The organism is Segniliparus sp. (assembly GCF_051660745.1).
Classification (GTDB): Bacteria; Actinomycetota; Actinomycetes; order Mycobacteriales; family Mycobacteriaceae; genus Segniliparus.
On sequence record NZ_JBOFQF010000028.1, the window covers coordinates 1 to 15,318 of the forward strand.

A 15,318-nucleotide genomic window follows, 5' to 3' on the forward strand; every position below is an offset into this window, starting at 1 on the left:
AGCGTTGTTTATGCGCCCGCTCCCGCCGCCGCTTGCACTATTCGGGGTCCAGTCGCAGGTACTGGGCCTCCATGAGGTGCTCGATCTTGCGGGCCGTGTGCGTCCGCCAGCGCGGGGCCTGGACCGCCAGCCACGCGTCCAACTCCTCGCGACTGCCTGTGGGCGCGAGGCCGAGCGTGTTCCCCACGTAGCGGGCCGTCTTTGCGGTGACCTCGCCGGCTGCGAGTTTCGCGCCGAGACGCGGGTAATTCGTCGTCATGTCCTCCGCGAACGAGAGCATGGCCTCCGCCCCGCGCGAGGAGACCCCGAGCGCCGGGCCCAACTCCAACAACACCGCCTCACGAGTCGCGAAAGAGAAAATCCCCTTCCCCACGGCCTTCTCCTCCACGATCTGGCGTTGCGCCACCTCTTCGGCGATCCTCGCCACCAGCACGGCTTTGCGGGAGAGCAGCACCGCCTCTTCGCGCTCCACTTCTGCGAGCGCGGCGAGCAAATCTCTCACCGCCGAACCGGTTCCCGCCGTGTCATCCATACGTTCGATTCTACCCGAAAACGCCAGGCAGAACAAGGAAAACTCACACGCTTGTGTGCCTACTTATGGCAACCTTGCGCAACGCTTTTCACTGACGTATGAAATCAGCGCGACGCGGGCGAGCAGCTTGTCTTAGCGCTCGGCGGGCTCGTGGCGCACGGCGGCCACTAGCAATCCCTCCCCGAAGGGGACGAGAATATGCAGGAGGCGCTCGTCTTCGGCGATGGCCCGTGCGGCTTCTCGGCCTGCGACAGCGGCCCGGTCGTGGCGATCCGGGTCAAGGACCGCGCCCGCGTGCAGCGCCGCGTGCACGGCGAGGACGCCGCCCGGACGCAGGAGTCGCACCGCTTCGGCGATCAGATGCGGCTGCTCGGTCGGCTCCGCGTCGATATGCACGAGGTCGTAGGCGCCGTCCGCGAGCCTCGGCAGCACTTCCTGGGCCTTGCCGGTGATCAGCCGAGTCCGACCGGCGGGGATATGCGCGGCGGCGAAAGCGGTTTTCGCGACCTTGTGGCAGGCCGGGTCGGCGTCGATGGTGGTGAGCACGCCGTCCGGGCGCATGCCGCGCAGGAGCCAGAGCCCGCTCACGCCGACACCGGTGCCGACCTCGACGACAGCTTTCGCCGAGGCAGACGCGGCGAGAAGGGCGAGCACCGCGCCCACCGACGGTTCGACGCTCGGCACGGCGAGCTCTGCCGAGGCGAGTCGTGCCTGACGGGTCGGCTCGTCTTCGGCTGCGGTTGAGGCCGCGTAAGCGAGGAGCTTTTCGGCGGCCGGAGGCTCAACTGGAGACATTGGACTCACCCTAGCAGGCTGTTCGGCCCCGCCGGGGGCTTCGTCCCCGGCGATTGGGCGAGGAAGCTCCCCCTCGCGGGCCGGGAGCGCTTCCTGCAGTCGTGCGGCGAAACCGGTTCTTTTCGTCGAAGCCTTGGCTTGTTGTTCGGGCTTCGGTCTGTCTGAGCTCACCAAATGGAGACTAGTTGATCACTGGTGTGCGCCTCGGCCGCGCCTGGCTTGCACGAGAACGCGGCGGCGAAGGCCGGGACGTTCGCGACCGTCCCGTTCACCCGGTACTGGTTCGGCGAGTGCGGATCGGAGGCGAGCAGCCGGATCTGCGTCTTCTCCTCGATCTTCTCCCGCCAAATCACCGCGAAGCTCAGGAAGAAGAGCTGCTGCGGGGTGACGCCCGCGTGCGGGCGCATGACCTCTGTCTTCTGGTCGACCAGCTTTTGCAGCGCGTCCGAGGACGAGAGCAGGCCGCCGAGGTCCGCGATGTTCTCGCCGAGGGTCAGCTCGCCGTTGACGTGCAGGTCCGGCTGGTCGGGGAAGGGGTGGTATCCGTTGAACTGGTCCACGAGCTTTTGCGTGCGCGTCTTGAACTGCGCCGCGTCCTGCGGGGTCCACCAGTCGGTCAGGTTGCCATCGCCGTCGTACTGCCTGCCCTGGTCGTCGAAGGCGTGCGTGGTCTCATGCCCGATCACCGCCCCGATGGCGCCGTAATTGGCGGCGAGGTCGCGGTCCGGGTCGTAGAACGGCGCCTGGAGGATCGCGGCGGGGAAGTTGATCGTGTTGTACTCGGGGCTGTAGAACGCGTTCACCACCTGCGGGTTGGTGATCCATTCCTGCTTGTCGGTCGGCTTGCCGAGCTTGGAGAGCTCGTATGCGCGGTTGAAGTCCCTCGCGGCCTGCAGGTTCTCGTAGTACTTCCCGTCTTCGACGGCCAGGCCGTCCCAGCTGCGCCATGTGTCGGGGTAGGCGACCCGCAAGCCGATCTTGCCCCACTTGTCGAGGGCCTTCTGCTTGGTCTCCGGGGTCATCCAGTCGACCTTCTCGATCCTGGCCTTCACGGCTTCGAGGATGTTCTTGATGAGCTCGGTCGCCTTGCTCTTCGTCTCGGGGGAGACGTACTTCTCCACGTAGAGCTTGCCGAGCGCGTTGCCCATGGACTTGTCCACGTTGCTGACGGCCCGCTGCCAGCGCGGCTTTTGCTCCTTCTGGCCGCTGACCGCCTGCATGTACTGGAAAACGTTGTCCACAAAGGCCTTGGACAGGGCGGGGGAGGACTCGTAGGCGAGGTGGAAGGCCAAGTACGCCTTCCACTGGTCGACGGGGATCGCGGCGAGGAGCGTGTCGACGGTGGTGAAGACCCGCTCGGGCGCCAGGTTCAAGGTCTGCGGCGCGGCGATTTTCGCGGCGGCGAAGACGTCCTCCCATTTGATGTGCGGGGTGGTCTTGTCCGCGTCCGCGAGCGAGACGATCTTGTAGGTCGCGTTGGGGTCGCGCTCCTCGACCGGCGAGAGCTCTGCGGCGGCGATCTTCGTCTCGATGTCGATCACCTGGTCGGCTTGGGCTTTCGCCTGGTCGTCGGGGACTCCGACGAGCTTGAGGGTGCGCTCGGCGAGCGCGTGGTAGGCCTCGCGCTGGTCGGCGTAGTGCGGGTCGGTGTAGAAGTCTTTGGTCGGGAGGCCGGTGCCGCCCGCGGCGGCGGCGACGATCTGGGAGTCGGTGTGCTTCGGGTCTGCCTGGGCGTCGAAACCGAGCAGCGGCGAACGGCCTTGCGCCGCCGTCTCGACGACGTAGCGCAGGAGCGCGGGAGTGTCGGCGATCGCCGCGATCTTGGCGAGCTCCGGTTTGATCGGGTCGAAGCCGCGCTGCTCGATCGCCGCCTCGTCGTTGGCGGCGCGGTAGAGGACGCCGAGCTTGTCGCGGTCGGACAACCCTCCGGCGCTGGACGGCTTCCCGTCCTTCGCGGCGGCTTCGAGGATGTCGTGCAGGTTGTCGCGGACTTTGTTGCTCAGGGTGTTGAACGCTCCGATCGCGACCTCGCTCGGCGGGATCTGCAGCTTGTCCTCGGCGAATTTGTTCACATGCGCGTTGAAGTCGTCGCATGCCGCTGCCGCGTCGTCGAGCTGGCCGATGTCGGCGAAAGAGTCGTGCCAGACAGGGGCGGCGCTGGAGCTGGGCCCTGCGGCCTTGTCGAGTCCTGTGGTCTGGCAGGCGGTGAGCGCGAGGGAGAGCGAGCCGACCGTGATGAGGAGCGCGGGCTTCAGGCGCGAATGGGGACGCATGACTGTGCAGCCTAGCAAGCCCGGAGAGATCGAGTCCGGAAAAAACCTTGGCTTGGCCGGCTGCGGCTGGTATTCTCAGGAACGCCTCAGGTTTACCACACGATCGTCATACCCGGACCTGACAAGGTGATCGTCATGGCACGCAGAAAAGACACCGTCCAAGACGCTGACGACGAAGTCAGCGGCAAGGCCGTCTTGCTCTCTGAGACTGGGCTCGAAACCGACAACGGGCTCGAAGGAGACGAAGAGCTCGAAGGCACCGCGCGGTTCGACGTGACCGGCCAAGCTTCGGACATGCCGAGCTGGGACGAGCTCGTGCGCGAGCACGGCGCGCGAGTCTACCGGATCGCCTACCGCCTCACCGGCAACCAGCAAGACGCGGAAGACCTGACCCAGGAGACCTTCATCCGCGTGTTCCGCTCGCTGCACACCTACCGGCCTGGCGTGTTCGAGGGGTGGCTGCACAGAATCACCACGAACCTCTTCCTCGACCAAGCCCGGCGCAAGACGAAGATCCGCATGGAGGCGCTGCCCGAGGACTACGACCGGGTGCCTTCCGGCGCCCCGAGCCCGGAGGACGTCGTCGCGGACGCGGACCTCGACCCGGCGCTGCAGGCGGCGCTCGACAACCTGCCCCCGGAGTTCCGGGCGGTGGTGGTGCTCTGCGACATCGAAGGGCTTTCGTACGAAGAAGTCGGGGCTTCGCTCGGCGTGAAGCTCGGGACAGTGCGCTCTCGGCTGCACCGGGCCCGGCAGTCCATCCGCGACAGCATTCTCGCCGGCAGGGAGCGTGAGGCGCGGGGCGACATGGCGCGTGAGCTCGCCCTCGCCAGCCGATGAAGCCGAATGTCGCTATACTGCGAGTATTGGTAGATATCCGCAGGACGCACGGGCTGCGGTACGAAACGTGAGAGAGAGGGCCTGGTCCTATGATCATCCCCCGCAACCTCGAGGGTGAATCGACGCAGTGGTCCCGAGGGGCGGAAGTGATCCTGGGAACCCTGGGAGCCGAATCCGCGCCGAAAGCCTTCTGGTCGGTCGACCACGTGGCGTTCGAGGCTGTCGCCGCGTATGCGGACGGCAACCTGGGGGAGAAGGCGGCCGTCCGAGCCCGCGAGCACTTCCGTGCCTGCTCGGAGTGCTGCGATCAACTGCAGGCGCAACTGCAGGCGCGGGCCGCGCTGCGGCAGTCGAGTTGCGTGCAGGTTCCGGCCGATCTGCTCGGGGCGCTCCGCGCCATTCCCACGAAGTCGGCCATCCCGACGCACGCGTTCCCGACGCATGAAGCGCAGCGTGGCTCAAGGTCGGGTCGCCCAGGATCGGCTCGATGACCTCGACAAGCACAGACCAGTCCCTGGAAGACGGACGCCCGCAATACATCCCGAAACTGCCAGAGCGCCCAGCCGTCGACACGGTCAGCGCCCAGTTCTTCGGCAGGCCCGCAGGCGTCGACGGCTCGTTCCTGCCGGATTCGGCCAATGGCGCGTCCGGTGAGCGCGGGTACACGCTCGCGCCGCCCGACCCGGTCCTGAGGGAGGCGTTCTCCCGGCCCGAGGGCGCGCCCGAGTCGCTGCAACGCGATCCGCACGCGCCGGACGTTGAGCAACGGCAGGAGGATCCCCGCCAGGACGACCCGTGGCGCGATCCCGCCGCCGTGGTCCGGCTCGGCGAAGCCGCGTACCCGGCTCCCGCGCCGGAGGGGCCGACTGCCGGACACCGGCTCGGGGCTCGCGAAGTCCTCTTCGGCGACAAAGTCAGCCCGGTCGCCTTGGGCGCGCTCGGCCTTGTCGCCCTGCTGGTCGGGGCCGTCGGCGGTTTGATCGGCGCCCTCGCGGGCAAGACGCACGAGTACCTCGTCGACGACAGCCACCCGGACATCAAGCTCGCGGGCTCCCCGCCGGTGCCGAACGCCGATGCGGTGCAGAAGGTCGCCGCGGCGGTCGCCCCGGCGGTGGTGACCATCGAGTCGGTGTACACCCAGGGGAGCGACAAGGTGAAAGAGACCGGCTCCGGGGCGATCATCACCAAAGACGGCTACATCGTCACGAACAACCACGTGGTGGAGAGCGCGGCGGTCGCGGAGAACAACGCCACCCTCGAGGTCGTCTTCTCGGACGCGCGGCGCATCCCCGCGAAGATCGTTGGCCGGGACCCCAAGAGCGACCTCGCCGTGGTGAAGGTCGAGGCGACGATCGACAAGACGCTTGAATTCGTCGACCCCAAAGACGTGCATATCGGCGAAGAGGTGGTGGCGTTCGGCGCCCCCTACGGCCTTGCGAAGACCGTGACCAGCGGGATCGTGAGCGCCCTGCACCGGGCGATCGTCATGCCCTCGAAGGACAGCCCGGACGACGCGAGCGCGTCCTCGGTGATCGACGCGGTGCAGACCGACGCCGCGATCAACCACGGCAACTCCGGCGGCCCGTTGGTCGACCTCAACGGCAAGATCGTCGGCATCAACACGATGATCTTCTCGCCGAACGACAACGGCAGCATCGGCCTTGGCTTCGCGATCCCGTCGAACGACGCGAAGGACGAGATGAACCACTTGATCCACGAGGGTTTTGTGGAGCACCCCGTCATCGGACTCTCGGCCCGTCCAGTGGTGAACCAGCAAGGCAGCGGGGTCTCGGTGTCCGACGTGAAGCCGGGCGGCCCCGCAGATCACGCCGGGATCAAGCCGAACGACGTCATCGTGCAAATCGGCGACCGTCCGGTGACGAGTTTGGACGAGTTCCTCGTCGGCGTGCGCAAGATGCCGCTCGGCAAGGCGACCACGGTCAAAGTGCTCAGGGGCGAGGGGCAGAACAAACCGGTCGAATTGCAAGTCACCCCCGACTCGGACAAGCAGAAGTGAGTTCACGATGTTCGGCTCTATAGGTTGGGGAGAGATCTTCATCCTGTTGATCGCGGGCCTGGTGATCCTCGGCCCGGAGCGGTTGCCCGGGGCCATCGGCTGGGCGACCAAGTCCCTGCGCCAGGTCCGTTCGTTCGCCCAGGACGCCTCCGGGCAGCTCCGCGAGCAACTCGGCCCGGAGCTCTCCGAGCTGCAGGAGCCGATGCAACAGCTGAGCCAGTTGCGCAGGACGACGCCGTCGGCGTTCATCTCCAAGCATCTGCTCGACGGCGAGTCCCCGGACAGCTTGTTCAACCCGCTCGCCCCGAACCAGCCGGGCCAATCGACTGCTCCGAAACCCGCCGCGCCGCAACCGGCCCCCTCGCCTGCCCGCCATGAGGAACGCTCCGGCCCGCCGGTCTTCGACACGGACGCCACATAAGATAGCCGTATGGCTCACGACCAGGTCCGGCTCGTGCCCCTCCCCGGCAAAGGACCGGAGGATGTGGCGATCGGTCCGGACGGCACGGTGTACACCGGTCTCGCGGACGGACGGATCGTCGCGTTGCCGCCAGACTCGCCGCCGCGTGTCGTGGCGCGGATCGAGGGCGACCGGCCGTACGGGGTGGAGATGCACGGCGACGGCGAGCTCGTGGTCTGCGCGGCCTCGGCGGGAGCGCTCGTGGTCGACATCCGAGCGGGCACGGCCACGTCGCTCGTGTCCGCCTTCGCGGGCAGGCGTTTCCTGACGTGCAACAACTCTGCGGTCGCTTCGGACGGGACGGTTTATTTCAGCGAGTCGTCCCAAGTGCACGCCATGGCCCGGTACCTGGTGGACCTTGTGCAGTCGACGCGGACCGGCCGTCTCTTCCGCAAGGCTCCGGGCAGCGGGGCAGAGCTTTTGTGCGAGGGGATCGACTTCGCGAACGGCGTGGCGCTCGCCCCGGACGAGCGGAGCGTTTTTGTGGCCGAGACGGCGACCGGCCGAGTGCGGCGTGTGTGGCTCGAAGGCCCCGAGCAGGGCAAGAACGACGTGTTCGCGGACGGACTGCCCGGCTACCCGGACAATCTGGCGAGCGCTGCCGACGGAGGGCTGTGGGTCGCTGTGCCAAGCAAGCGGGACCCGTTGCTCGAAGCTCTGCGCGCCGCCCCCAAGCCTGCGCAGTCCCTGATCAAGATTCTTCCGCCGAAAGCGGGGGAGCTGCTCGCCAAAGGCGAGACCGTCGCGGTCAAGCTGGACGGCACAGGCAACGTCGTCCGAGAGGCGCGGATCAAGCAGCGGGGGTTTCAAACCCTGACCGGGATGCGCGAACACGGGGGCGAGCTGTGGTGCGGTTCCCTCTACTCGCCCGCGCTGGCCGTCGTGCCGCTCTGAACCACGTCCGTGGGGGACTTGCGCAGCATCCCGGCGACAGCCAGCCCGAGCAGCAGCACGCCGACCCCGCATGCGACCCACAACCCGTGGACGAACGCGATGCGGGCAGGCCCTGCGAGGCCTGCCGCGAGGGCGTTGGCGAGCGTCTCCTTCGCTTCGTCCACCATTTTCGGGTCGAAGCCGGAGGGCACCTCGAACTGGAATTGGTAGACCGCGTTGACGATACTGCCGAACACGGCGACGCCCATCGCCACGCCGAGCTCGATCGCGGTCTCGGAAATCGCCGCCGCGGCCCCTGCGCGCTGGGGCGGGGCCGCGTCGAGCACGATCGCGCTGATGACGGTCATCGCGGAGCCGAAGCCGAAACCGACCGCCACGCCGCTCGCCGCGACCACATACGCCCCGTGCTCGACGGTGAGCCCGAATATCGCCATGACGCCGATCGCGGTGAGGACCAGTCCCATAACGATCAAAGCGCGCTCCGACACGCGTCTCATCGCGGCGGCGGCGACGAAGCCGGAGATCACTGAGGCCACCGCGCCCGGCAACAGGTACAGGCTCGCGCGACTCACCGGGATGTCGAGCACCAGCTGCAAATACTGCGGGATGAGGAACTGCGTTCCGACCAAGACGGAGACCACGACCATGCTCGCGGCGACGGCAGAGGAGAACCGGGGGTTGTGGAACAGCCGCAGATCCAAGAGCGGCTCCGCGAGCTCTTGCTGTCTGCGCACGAACACCCACACCATCAGCCCGCCGAAGGCGATGGCGGCCCCGGCTGCGAGGTTCGGCCCGTGTTTGGCGACCTCTTTCACCCCGTACACCACGGGCACGATGGCGAGGAGGGACAAGACGACGCTGGCGGGGTCGATCCGCCCGGGGTCGGGATTTCGGGACTCGTCGACGAGCAACGGCACGCACACCAGGGCGACGAGCACGACCGGCACGTTGATCAAGAACACCGAGCCCCACCAGAAATGGTCGAGCAACCAGCCGCCGACCACCGGGCCGAGGCCCGACCCCGCGCTGAACGCCGTGCTCCAGACCGCGACCGCGAACACCCGCTGCCGCTCGTCGAGAAACATCGTGCGCAGGAGGGACATCGTGGACGGCATGAGGGTGGCCCCCGCCAAGCCGAGCAACGCCCTCCCCGCGATGAGCACATGCGCGTCCGGCGCGTACGCGCACATGATGGAGGCTGCCCCGAAGCCCGCCATGCCGATCATGAGCAGTTTGCGCCGTCCGATGTGGTCGCCGACGTTGCCCATGGCCACCAGCAGGCTCGCGAGCACGAACCCGTACGAGTCCACGATCCATAGCGTCTGGGTGGCGGACGGGCGCAATTGGGCGTCGAGGCTGGGCAGCGCGAAGCCGAGCACGGTGCCGTCGACGGCGATCAGGAGCGCGGGCAGCATGAGCACGGCCAGGCCGACCCATTCCCGCGTGCCGGCCCTGGTGCGGACCTGGTCCGACATCACATCAATGCCGCACCGGCTCGACGGTGAGCGACATGCCGACGAGGCCCCGTGGTTTGATCGCGAGCCGGGAAGCCACCTCGCGCAACGCGACGGCGGCCGGGTTCTCCGGGTCGCTCACGACCAGCGGCGCGCCCTCGTCGGCCGAGACGCGCAGCCCCGCGTCGAGCGGGATGCTGCCGAGGAGCGCCACTTTGCTGCCGGTCACCGCGGACAGCCGGTTCGCGACCTGCTCTCCGCCGCCTTCGCCGAAGACTCCGCCCGACATGTTCTCGATGACTCCGGCGATGGACTGCCGGGTCTGCACCGCGATCGCGCCCGCGCGCTCGGCGACAACGGCCGCAGTGTGCTGCGGGGTCGTGACGACGAGCAGCTCCGCGTTCGGGATCAGCTGGGCGAGCGAGATCGCGACATCTCCTGTGCCGGGCGGCAAGTCGAGGAGCAGCACGTCGAGGTCTCCCCAGTACACGTCGGCGAGGAACTGCTGCAACGCCCGGTGCAGCATCGGGCCGCGCCAGACGACGGGCGTGTTGTCCTTGGTGAACTGCGCGACCGAGATGAACCGGACGTTGTGCGCGGATGGCGGCATGATCATGCTCTCCACCTGGGTGGGGCGCGCGTCGGAGCCCAAGAGGCCTGGCACGGAGTGCCCGTAGATGTCCGCGTCGAGCACGCCGACGGACAAGCCGCGCGAGGCCAGCGCGACGGCGAGGTTCACCGTCACGGTGGATTTCCCGACGCCGCCCTTGCCGCTCGCCACCGCGTACACCTTAGTGAGCGATTTCGGCTGCGCGAAGGGGATGACCGGGTCTTTCGCGTCGCCGCGCAGCGATTTGCGCAACGCGGTGCGCTGCTCGTCGTTCATCACGTCCAGCTCGACCTGCACGTCGCGCACGCCGGGCACGTCGAGCACCGCGCTGCGGACTCGCTTGGCGATCTCGTCCTTGAGCGGGCATGCCTTGGTGGTGAGGTAGACGGCGATCCTCGCGACGTCGTCGGCCCCGATCTCGGCAGATTTCACCATGCCGAGCTCGGTGATGGGCTTGCGGATCTCCGGGTCGATCACGCGCGCAAGCGCCGCGAGAATCTGTTCCTGTCGCACATCGGTTGTCGAACTCACCTGTCCATGGTACCCGCAGGCTTTTCGGGTATTTTCCATTCCCCGGCCTCGGTGTAACGTGCTTCACATGTCCAGCACTCGCCGCAAAGCCGCGCTTCTCGCAGCTCTTTCGCTCTCGTGCCTGCCTGCCCGGGCGGCGCTCGCGGACCCGTCCGGCCCCGTCCAGTTCCACAAGTACGTCGCGCTCGGGGACTCCTTCGCCGCAGCCCCGTTCCAAGACCCGGTGGACGGCTCCTCGGGGAGCTGCGACCGATCGCTCGGCAACTACCCGTCGCGAGTGGCGGACAGCCTCGGCCTTGAGCGAGACTCCGGGTTCGTCGACGTGACGTGCAGCGGCGCCACTTCCTACGGGCTCACCGCAGACGAAGGCCCGCAGGTGATCATCGGCGGCCACGGCGCGATGGTCAATGCGATCGACTCGGACGTCGACTTGGTGACGGTCACGATCGGCGCGGTCAACGACGGCCTCGCGCAGACGCTCTTCCTCGACTGCAACATCGGCGGCGGCGGATGCGAGCAGAAGGTGGAGGCGAAGCCGCAGCTGGGGGACATGGGCGGATTCTTCCCAAGGGTCAAGGACACCGTGGCCGACGCATTGCGCCAGATCCGCCAGATCGCGGCTAAAGCCACGGTCTTGGTCGTGAGCTACATCAGGGTGGGCTCGGACTGGTGTCCGGCGTGGGGCTCGTACAACGCGCAGGACGCCGCGTACATCGACGGGCTCCAAGCCCGGCTGAACGACGCGCTCAAGGCGGCGGCGGCCGAGGGCGGGGCGCGATTCGTGGACGTCAACGCCGCGTCGGGCGGCCACGGAGTCTGCTCGGGCGACCCGTGGGTCGCGGGCGGCGGGCCCCTTCTCGGCGGCGACATCGCGATTCACCCCTTGCCCGAAGGCCAAGCGGCTTCGGCGAGGGCCGTGCTCGCGGCGCTCGGGCGCTGAGGTTGTCGTCTCTGGCGATGTTTGTCAGGTAGCCTGCTTTGCTATGCCCCCCTCATTGCGCAAAGTCGCGCTGCTCGCAGCCTTGCCCCTGTTCTGTCTTCCCGCCCAGGCCGCCCTCGCGGACCAGTCGGGCCAGCGGGCTTCGTTCCACAAGTACGTCGCGCTCGGCGACTCGTACGCAGCCGCTCCCGGCGTGGGCCCGACAGACGGCGCGTCGGGGGGATGCTCGCGGTCGCTGCGCAACTACCCCTCGCAGGTGGCCGACGCGCTCGGCCTTGAGCGCGGGGAGTCGTTCCTCGACGTGAGCTGCAGCGGCGCGAGCTCGTACGGGATCGCGGGCGGGGAGTCCGGCCCCCTCGGGGACGCGCGTTCGGCGCAGTTCGATGCGGTCACCCCGGACACCGACCTCGTGACGCTCACCGTTGGCGCGAACAACGACGGCCTCGCGGAGGCCGTGTTCTTCGAATGCAACATCGGCGGCGGCGGATGCGAGCAGAAGGTGGAGGCGAAGCCGCAGCTCGGCGACATGAGCGACTTCTTCGCGCGAGTCCAGGGCTCGGTCACCGACGTGCTGCGCCAGGTCCACGCGGTCGCTCCGAAAGCAACCGTGGTGGTGGTGAGCTACATCAGGGTCGGCACGGCGTGGTGCCCGGCGTGGGGCTCGTACAACGCGCAGGACGCCGCATACATCGACGGGGTCCAAGCGGGGCTGAACGGCGCGTTGCGGAACGCGGCCGCCGCGACCGGGTCGAAATTCGCCGACGCCGCAGCCGCCTCGGCGGGCCACGGCGTGTGCTCCGACAACCCCTGGATCACCGGCGGCGGCGCGCTCATCGGCGACAACATCGCCTTGCATCCCCAGTCTGCGGGCGAGGACGGCATGGCGCGAGCGGTGCTCTCCGCGATCGGGCGCTGACCCCGGATAGTCTGGAGCCATGAGCCGAGCCGTCCGAGTCCTCCTCGCGGCGGTCTTGGCCGTCGGGCTCGTCGCCTCGTGCGCGCGGCAGGCGGGCCCGCTCGTCTTGTGGCTGTACGCCTCGGGCAACGAGGGGGAGCAGTACACGCGGGCGGCGAAGGACTGCTCGACGGCGCAGTACCAGGTCGAGACGCGGCTTCTGCCAAGGGAAGCCGACTCGCAACGGCTGCAGCTCGCGCGCCGTCTCGCCGGGGACGACGCGAGCTTGGACCTGATGCTCCTCGACGTGGTGTGGACCGCCGAGTTCGCCGAGGCGGGCTGGGCGGTCCCGTTGCCCGAACGGCTCGTGTCGGAGGTCCGGGGCAAGAGCCTGCCTGGCCCGTACACGACCGCGATCTGGAAAGGCGTGCTCTACGCCTTCCCCGCGAACACCAACACCCAGCTGCTCTGGTACCGCAAGGACCTCGTCGGCGACGCGCCCGCCACATGGGCCGGACTGATCGACCAGGCGCAGCGGTTCGCCAGGGCCGGAGGCCCCGGCCAGATCGCCGTCCAAGCCGCCCCGTACGAGGGGCTCATGGTCTGGTTCAACACGTTGCTCGTGAGCGCTGGCGGGGCGATCCTCGCGCCGGACGGCAAAACGCCCACCCTTGAGGACACCCCGGAGCACAGGGCCGCGACCGTGAAGGCGCTCACCGTCATCCGCGACGTCGCGCGGGCCCGAGGCGCAGACCCGTCCATCTCGCAGAGCAACGAGACGACGGCGCGGCTCGCCCTTGAGCAGGGGAGGGCCGCGTTCGAGGTGAACTGGCCGTATGTGCTCAACAGCGTGATCGAGAACGCGAAGTCGGGCGGCGTCGCGTTCGCGCCCGAAGCCCTCGGCCACGAGCAGTACCCGAGGGTGGACCCCGACAAGCCCGCGCGGGTCACGCTCGGAGGCTACAACCTCGCGGTGGCGAGCACGTCTCGGCACAAGGACCTCGCGTTCCAAGCGGCCAAGTGCATCACCGGCGAACGGGAACAACGTCAGGTCGCAGTGGGCAACGGCGTGCCGCCGACGATCCGCTCGGTGTTCGACGACCCCGAGTTCCAAGCGGTGTACCCGCTGTGGCGACAAGTCCTCGGCCAGCTGCAGGAGGACTCGGCCGCGATCCGTCCCGCGACCCCGGTGTACCAGACGCTCTCGAAACTCGTGACGGCCAAGCTCAACCCGCCCGCTGACATCGACCCCGAGCGCATGGTCGACGTGCTGGACAAGGAAGTCGGGAAAGCTGTCGCCGGAGAGGGGCTGGTCCCATGACGAGCACTCGACGCGGCTGGTTCCTCGTCGCGCCCGCGCTGGCATTGATGTTGCTGGTCGGGGCGTATCCGGTGGCGCACGCCTTGTGGCTCTCGACGCAGCGCTACCGGTTCAGCCAGCCGGGGGACCGGGCTTTTGTCGGGTTCGCGAACTACGCGGCGGTGCTGTCCGACCAGTACTGGTGGCACGCGTTGTGGGTGACCGTGCTCATCACAGCGGTCTCCGTCGCCCTCGAATTCGCGCTCGGCCTCGCCCTCGCCCTCCTCATGCACCGCACCCTGGTCGGGAAATCCTTGGTGCGAACCTTGGTGCTCATCCCGTATGGGCTGGTCACTGTCGTTTCGGCGTATTCGTGGCTGTACGCGTGGACGCCGGGGACCGGCTATCTCGCGAACCTGCTGCCGCAGGGCAGCGCCCCCCTCACGCAGCAGGCCTCCGCCATCGCGGTGGTCGTCCTCGCCGAAGTGTGGAAGACCAGCCCGTTCATGTCGCTTCTGCTCCTCACCGGCCTCGCACAGGTGCCCCAAGACTTGACGGACGCCGCGCAGATGGACGGGGCCGGGGCGGCGACGCGCCTGTGGCGCGTGGTCCTGCCCGCGATGCGGCCCGCGATCATGGTGGCCCTGCTCTTCCGGACGGTGGACGCGTTCCGCGTGTTCGACAACATCTACATCATGACCAAAGGCGCGTCGGGCACCGGGTCGGTGTCGATCCTGGGCTACGACAACTTGTTCCTCTCCTTCAACCTCGGAGTCGGCTCGGCGATCAGCGTGCTCGTCTTCGTCTGCGTCGCCCTCATCGTCGCCGTGTTCATGAAAGTGTTCGGAGCCGCCGCCCCCGGGATGGAGCGCGAGGCATGAGCGGCTCGGGCAAGGCGCGCGGCATGATCGCCGGATGGGCGGCGTTGGACCTCCTCGCGGTGGTGTACGCGCTGGTTCCCGTGGGGTGGATCATGAGCCTGTCGCTCAAGCCGAGCTCCGCCATCGGCGACGGCAGGCTCATTCCCAGCGCGGTCACATTCGAGAACTACCGCAGGGTGTTCCAATCGGGCGACTTCACCGCCGCGCTCGTCAACTCGATCGGGGTCGCGCTCCTCGCGACCGCGCTCGCCGTGGCGGCCGGGGCGCTCGCCGCGTACGCCACCGCACGGGTCGACTTCCGGGGCAAGCGGCTGTTCGTCGGCGTGATGCTCGCCGTCATGATGTTCCCGCAGATCTCCCTCGCGACCCCGCTCTTCGACGTGGAGCGCCAGCTCGGGCTGTTCGACACCTGGGCGGGCCTCGTCCTGCCCTACGCCACGTTCGCGATGCCGCTCGCCGTGTACACGTTGGCGGCGTTCTTCCGCGAGATCCCCAAGGATTTGGAGGAAGCCGCCGCAATGGACGGGGCGAGCCCGATGACCACATTCCGCCGGGTGATCCTGCCGCTTGCCGCGCCGGGAGCGGTGGCGACGGCGATCCTCGTCTTCATCTTCGCCTGGAACGACCTGCTCTTCGCGTCGACGTTGACCGCGACCGCGCGCTCGGTCACCGCCCCGGTTGCGATGGCGAACTTCACCGGAAGCTCCGAGTTCGAAGAGCCGACCGGCACAATCGCGGCGGCGGCGGTGATCATCACGATTCCCATCGTGGTCTTCGTGGTGCTGTTCCAGCGGAAGATCGTCGCCGGACTGACTTCCGGCGCGGTGAAGGGGTAATGGAGCCGATGGCGGGAATCGAACCCGCCGTGTTGTTGAGCGCGGTCAGCTTGGGAAGCT

Annotated in this window: 15 protein-coding genes; 10 read left to right on the forward strand and 5 right to left on the reverse strand. The window is 68.1% G+C overall.

The features are described from left to right. Positions 1–37: 37 nt before the first annotated feature. From ACRC20_RS07505 to ACRC20_RS07515, 3 genes are all read right to left on the reverse strand, one after another. Positions 38–532 carry a DUF222 domain-containing protein gene (locus ACRC20_RS07505; RefSeq protein WP_438685740.1) on the reverse strand — a complete coding sequence of 165 codons (495 nt, stop codon included), beginning with the start codon at positions 530–532 and terminating at the stop codon, positions 38–40. 132 nt (positions 533–664) lie between these two features. Then, positions 665–1,327: an O-methyltransferase gene (locus ACRC20_RS07510; RefSeq protein WP_438685741.1), complete on the reverse strand. Its 663-nt coding sequence runs from the start codon at positions 1,325–1,327 to the stop codon at positions 665–667. Between the two features lie 167 nt (positions 1,328–1,494). Further along, positions 1,495–3,600 carry a M13 family metallopeptidase gene (locus ACRC20_RS07515; protein ID WP_438685742.1) on the reverse strand — a complete coding sequence of 702 codons (2,106 nt, stop codon included), beginning with the start codon at positions 3,598–3,600 and terminating at the stop codon, positions 1,495–1,497. 135 nt (positions 3,601–3,735) lie between these two features. Between ACRC20_RS07515 and sigE the strand changes: the two genes are divergently transcribed. From sigE to ACRC20_RS07540, 5 genes are all read left to right on the forward strand, one after another. Further along, complete coding sequence (gene sigE / locus ACRC20_RS07520) at positions 3,736–4,440, forward strand: RNA polymerase sigma factor SigE (protein ID WP_438685743.1); 705 nt, start codon at positions 3,736–3,738, stop codon at positions 4,438–4,440. A gap of 89 nt (positions 4,441–4,529) precedes the next feature. Then, the gene (locus ACRC20_RS07525) at positions 4,530–4,931 is read left to right on the forward strand and encodes a zf-HC2 domain-containing protein (RefSeq protein ID WP_438685744.1); all 402 of its coding nucleotides are present in this window, start codon (positions 4,530–4,532) and stop codon (positions 4,929–4,931) included. After that, positions 4,928–6,457, forward strand: coding sequence for a S1C family serine protease (locus ACRC20_RS07530; RefSeq protein ID WP_438685745.1), 1,530 nt, complete (start codon positions 4,928–4,930; stop codon positions 6,455–6,457). Before ACRC20_RS07525 ends, ACRC20_RS07530 begins: the two co-directional genes overlap by 4 nt. Before the next feature lie 7 nt (positions 6,458–6,464). Next, the gene (gene tatB, locus ACRC20_RS07535; RefSeq protein WP_438685746.1) at positions 6,465–6,878 is read left to right on the forward strand and encodes a Sec-independent protein translocase protein TatB; all 414 of its coding nucleotides are present in this window, start codon (positions 6,465–6,467) and stop codon (positions 6,876–6,878) included. A gap of 9 nt (positions 6,879–6,887) precedes the next feature. Beyond that, complete coding sequence (locus tag ACRC20_RS07540; RefSeq protein WP_438685747.1) at positions 6,888–7,811, forward strand: SMP-30/gluconolactonase/LRE family protein; 924 nt, start codon at positions 6,888–6,890, stop codon at positions 7,809–7,811. Here ACRC20_RS07540 and ACRC20_RS07545 read toward each other — a convergent pair. Both ACRC20_RS07545 and ACRC20_RS07550 read right to left on the reverse strand, forming a co-directional pair. Further along, positions 7,778–9,286 carry an MFS transporter gene (locus ACRC20_RS07545; protein WP_438685748.1) on the reverse strand — a complete coding sequence of 503 codons (1,509 nt, stop codon included), beginning with the start codon at positions 9,284–9,286 and terminating at the stop codon, positions 7,778–7,780. The two genes, ACRC20_RS07540 and ACRC20_RS07545, sit on opposite strands and share 34 nt — an antisense overlap. Before the next feature lie 4 nt (positions 9,287–9,290). Beyond that, a complete protein-coding gene (locus ACRC20_RS07550) occupies positions 9,291–10,445 on the reverse strand; it encodes a P-loop NTPase (RefSeq protein WP_438685749.1) in 1,155 nt (384 codons plus the stop codon). 28 nt (positions 10,446–10,473) lie between these two features. Here ACRC20_RS07550 and ACRC20_RS07555 point away from each other — a divergent pair, with 28 nt between their 5' ends. Genes ACRC20_RS07555 through ACRC20_RS07575 form a run of 5 tightly spaced genes read left to right on the forward strand, consistent with a single transcriptional unit; the run spans position 10,474 to position 15,258 of the window. Then, entirely contained in the window at positions 10,474–11,346 is an 873-nt protein-coding gene (locus ACRC20_RS07555; RefSeq protein ID WP_438685750.1) for an SGNH/GDSL hydrolase family protein, read from the forward strand. 43 nt (positions 11,347–11,389) lie between these two features. Next, complete coding sequence (locus ACRC20_RS07560; RefSeq protein WP_438685751.1) at positions 11,390–12,262, forward strand: SGNH/GDSL hydrolase family protein; 873 nt, start codon at positions 11,390–11,392, stop codon at positions 12,260–12,262. Between the two features lie 19 nt (positions 12,263–12,281). Then, positions 12,282–13,562 (forward strand): extracellular solute-binding protein, encoded by a 1,281-nt coding sequence (locus ACRC20_RS07565; RefSeq protein WP_438685752.1) that lies wholly within the window; start codon positions 12,282–12,284, stop codon positions 13,560–13,562. Beyond that, complete coding sequence (locus tag ACRC20_RS07570; RefSeq protein ID WP_438685753.1) at positions 13,559–14,422, forward strand: carbohydrate ABC transporter permease; 864 nt, start codon at positions 13,559–13,561, stop codon at positions 14,420–14,422. Before ACRC20_RS07565 ends, ACRC20_RS07570 begins: the two co-directional genes overlap by 4 nt. Beyond that, entirely contained in the window at positions 14,419–15,258 is an 840-nt protein-coding gene (locus tag ACRC20_RS07575; RefSeq protein WP_438685754.1) for a carbohydrate ABC transporter permease, read from the forward strand. Before ACRC20_RS07570 ends, ACRC20_RS07575 begins: the two co-directional genes overlap by 4 nt. Positions 15,259–15,318: the final 60 nt, after the last annotated feature.

What these genes read in the sequence shown, in the direction of transcription:
- ACRC20_RS07505 (WP_438685740.1), bottom strand. Translation starts at nt 532, where the DNA reads ATGGATGACACGGCGGGAACCGGTTCGGCGGTGAGAGATTTGCTCGCC.
- ACRC20_RS07510 (WP_438685741.1), bottom strand. Translation starts at nt 1,327, where the DNA reads ATGTCTCCAGTTGAGCCTCCGGCCGCCGAAAAGCTCCTCGCTTACGCG.
- ACRC20_RS07515 (WP_438685742.1), bottom strand. Translation starts at nt 3,600, where the DNA reads ATGCGTCCCCATTCGCGCCTGAAGCCCGCGCTCCTCATCACGGTCGGC.
- sigE (WP_438685743.1), top strand. Translation starts at nt 3,736, where the DNA reads ATGGCACGCAGAAAAGACACCGTCCAAGACGCTGACGACGAAGTCAGC.
- ACRC20_RS07525 (WP_438685744.1), top strand. Translation starts at nt 4,530, where the DNA reads ATGATCATCCCCCGCAACCTCGAGGGTGAATCGACGCAGTGGTCCCGA.
- ACRC20_RS07530 (WP_438685745.1), top strand. Translation starts at nt 4,928, where the DNA reads ATGACCTCGACAAGCACAGACCAGTCCCTGGAAGACGGACGCCCGCAA.
- tatB (WP_438685746.1), top strand. Translation starts at nt 6,465, where the DNA reads ATGTTCGGCTCTATAGGTTGGGGAGAGATCTTCATCCTGTTGATCGCG.
- ACRC20_RS07540 (WP_438685747.1), top strand. Translation starts at nt 6,888, where the DNA reads ATGGCTCACGACCAGGTCCGGCTCGTGCCCCTCCCCGGCAAAGGACCG.
- ACRC20_RS07545 (WP_438685748.1), bottom strand. Translation starts at nt 9,286, where the DNA reads ATGTCGGACCAGGTCCGCACCAGGGCCGGCACGCGGGAATGGGTCGGC.
- ACRC20_RS07550 (WP_438685749.1), bottom strand. Translation starts at nt 10,445, where the DNA reads ATGGAAAATACCCGAAAAGCCTGCGGGTACCATGGACAGGTGAGTTCG.
- ACRC20_RS07555 (WP_438685750.1), top strand. Translation starts at nt 10,474, where the DNA reads ATGTCCAGCACTCGCCGCAAAGCCGCGCTTCTCGCAGCTCTTTCGCTC.
- ACRC20_RS07560 (WP_438685751.1), top strand. Translation starts at nt 11,390, where the DNA reads ATGCCCCCCTCATTGCGCAAAGTCGCGCTGCTCGCAGCCTTGCCCCTG.
- ACRC20_RS07565 (WP_438685752.1), top strand. Translation starts at nt 12,282, where the DNA reads ATGAGCCGAGCCGTCCGAGTCCTCCTCGCGGCGGTCTTGGCCGTCGGG.
- ACRC20_RS07570 (WP_438685753.1), top strand. Translation starts at nt 13,559, where the DNA reads ATGACGAGCACTCGACGCGGCTGGTTCCTCGTCGCGCCCGCGCTGGCA.
- ACRC20_RS07575 (WP_438685754.1), top strand. Translation starts at nt 14,419, where the DNA reads ATGAGCGGCTCGGGCAAGGCGCGCGGCATGATCGCCGGATGGGCGGCG.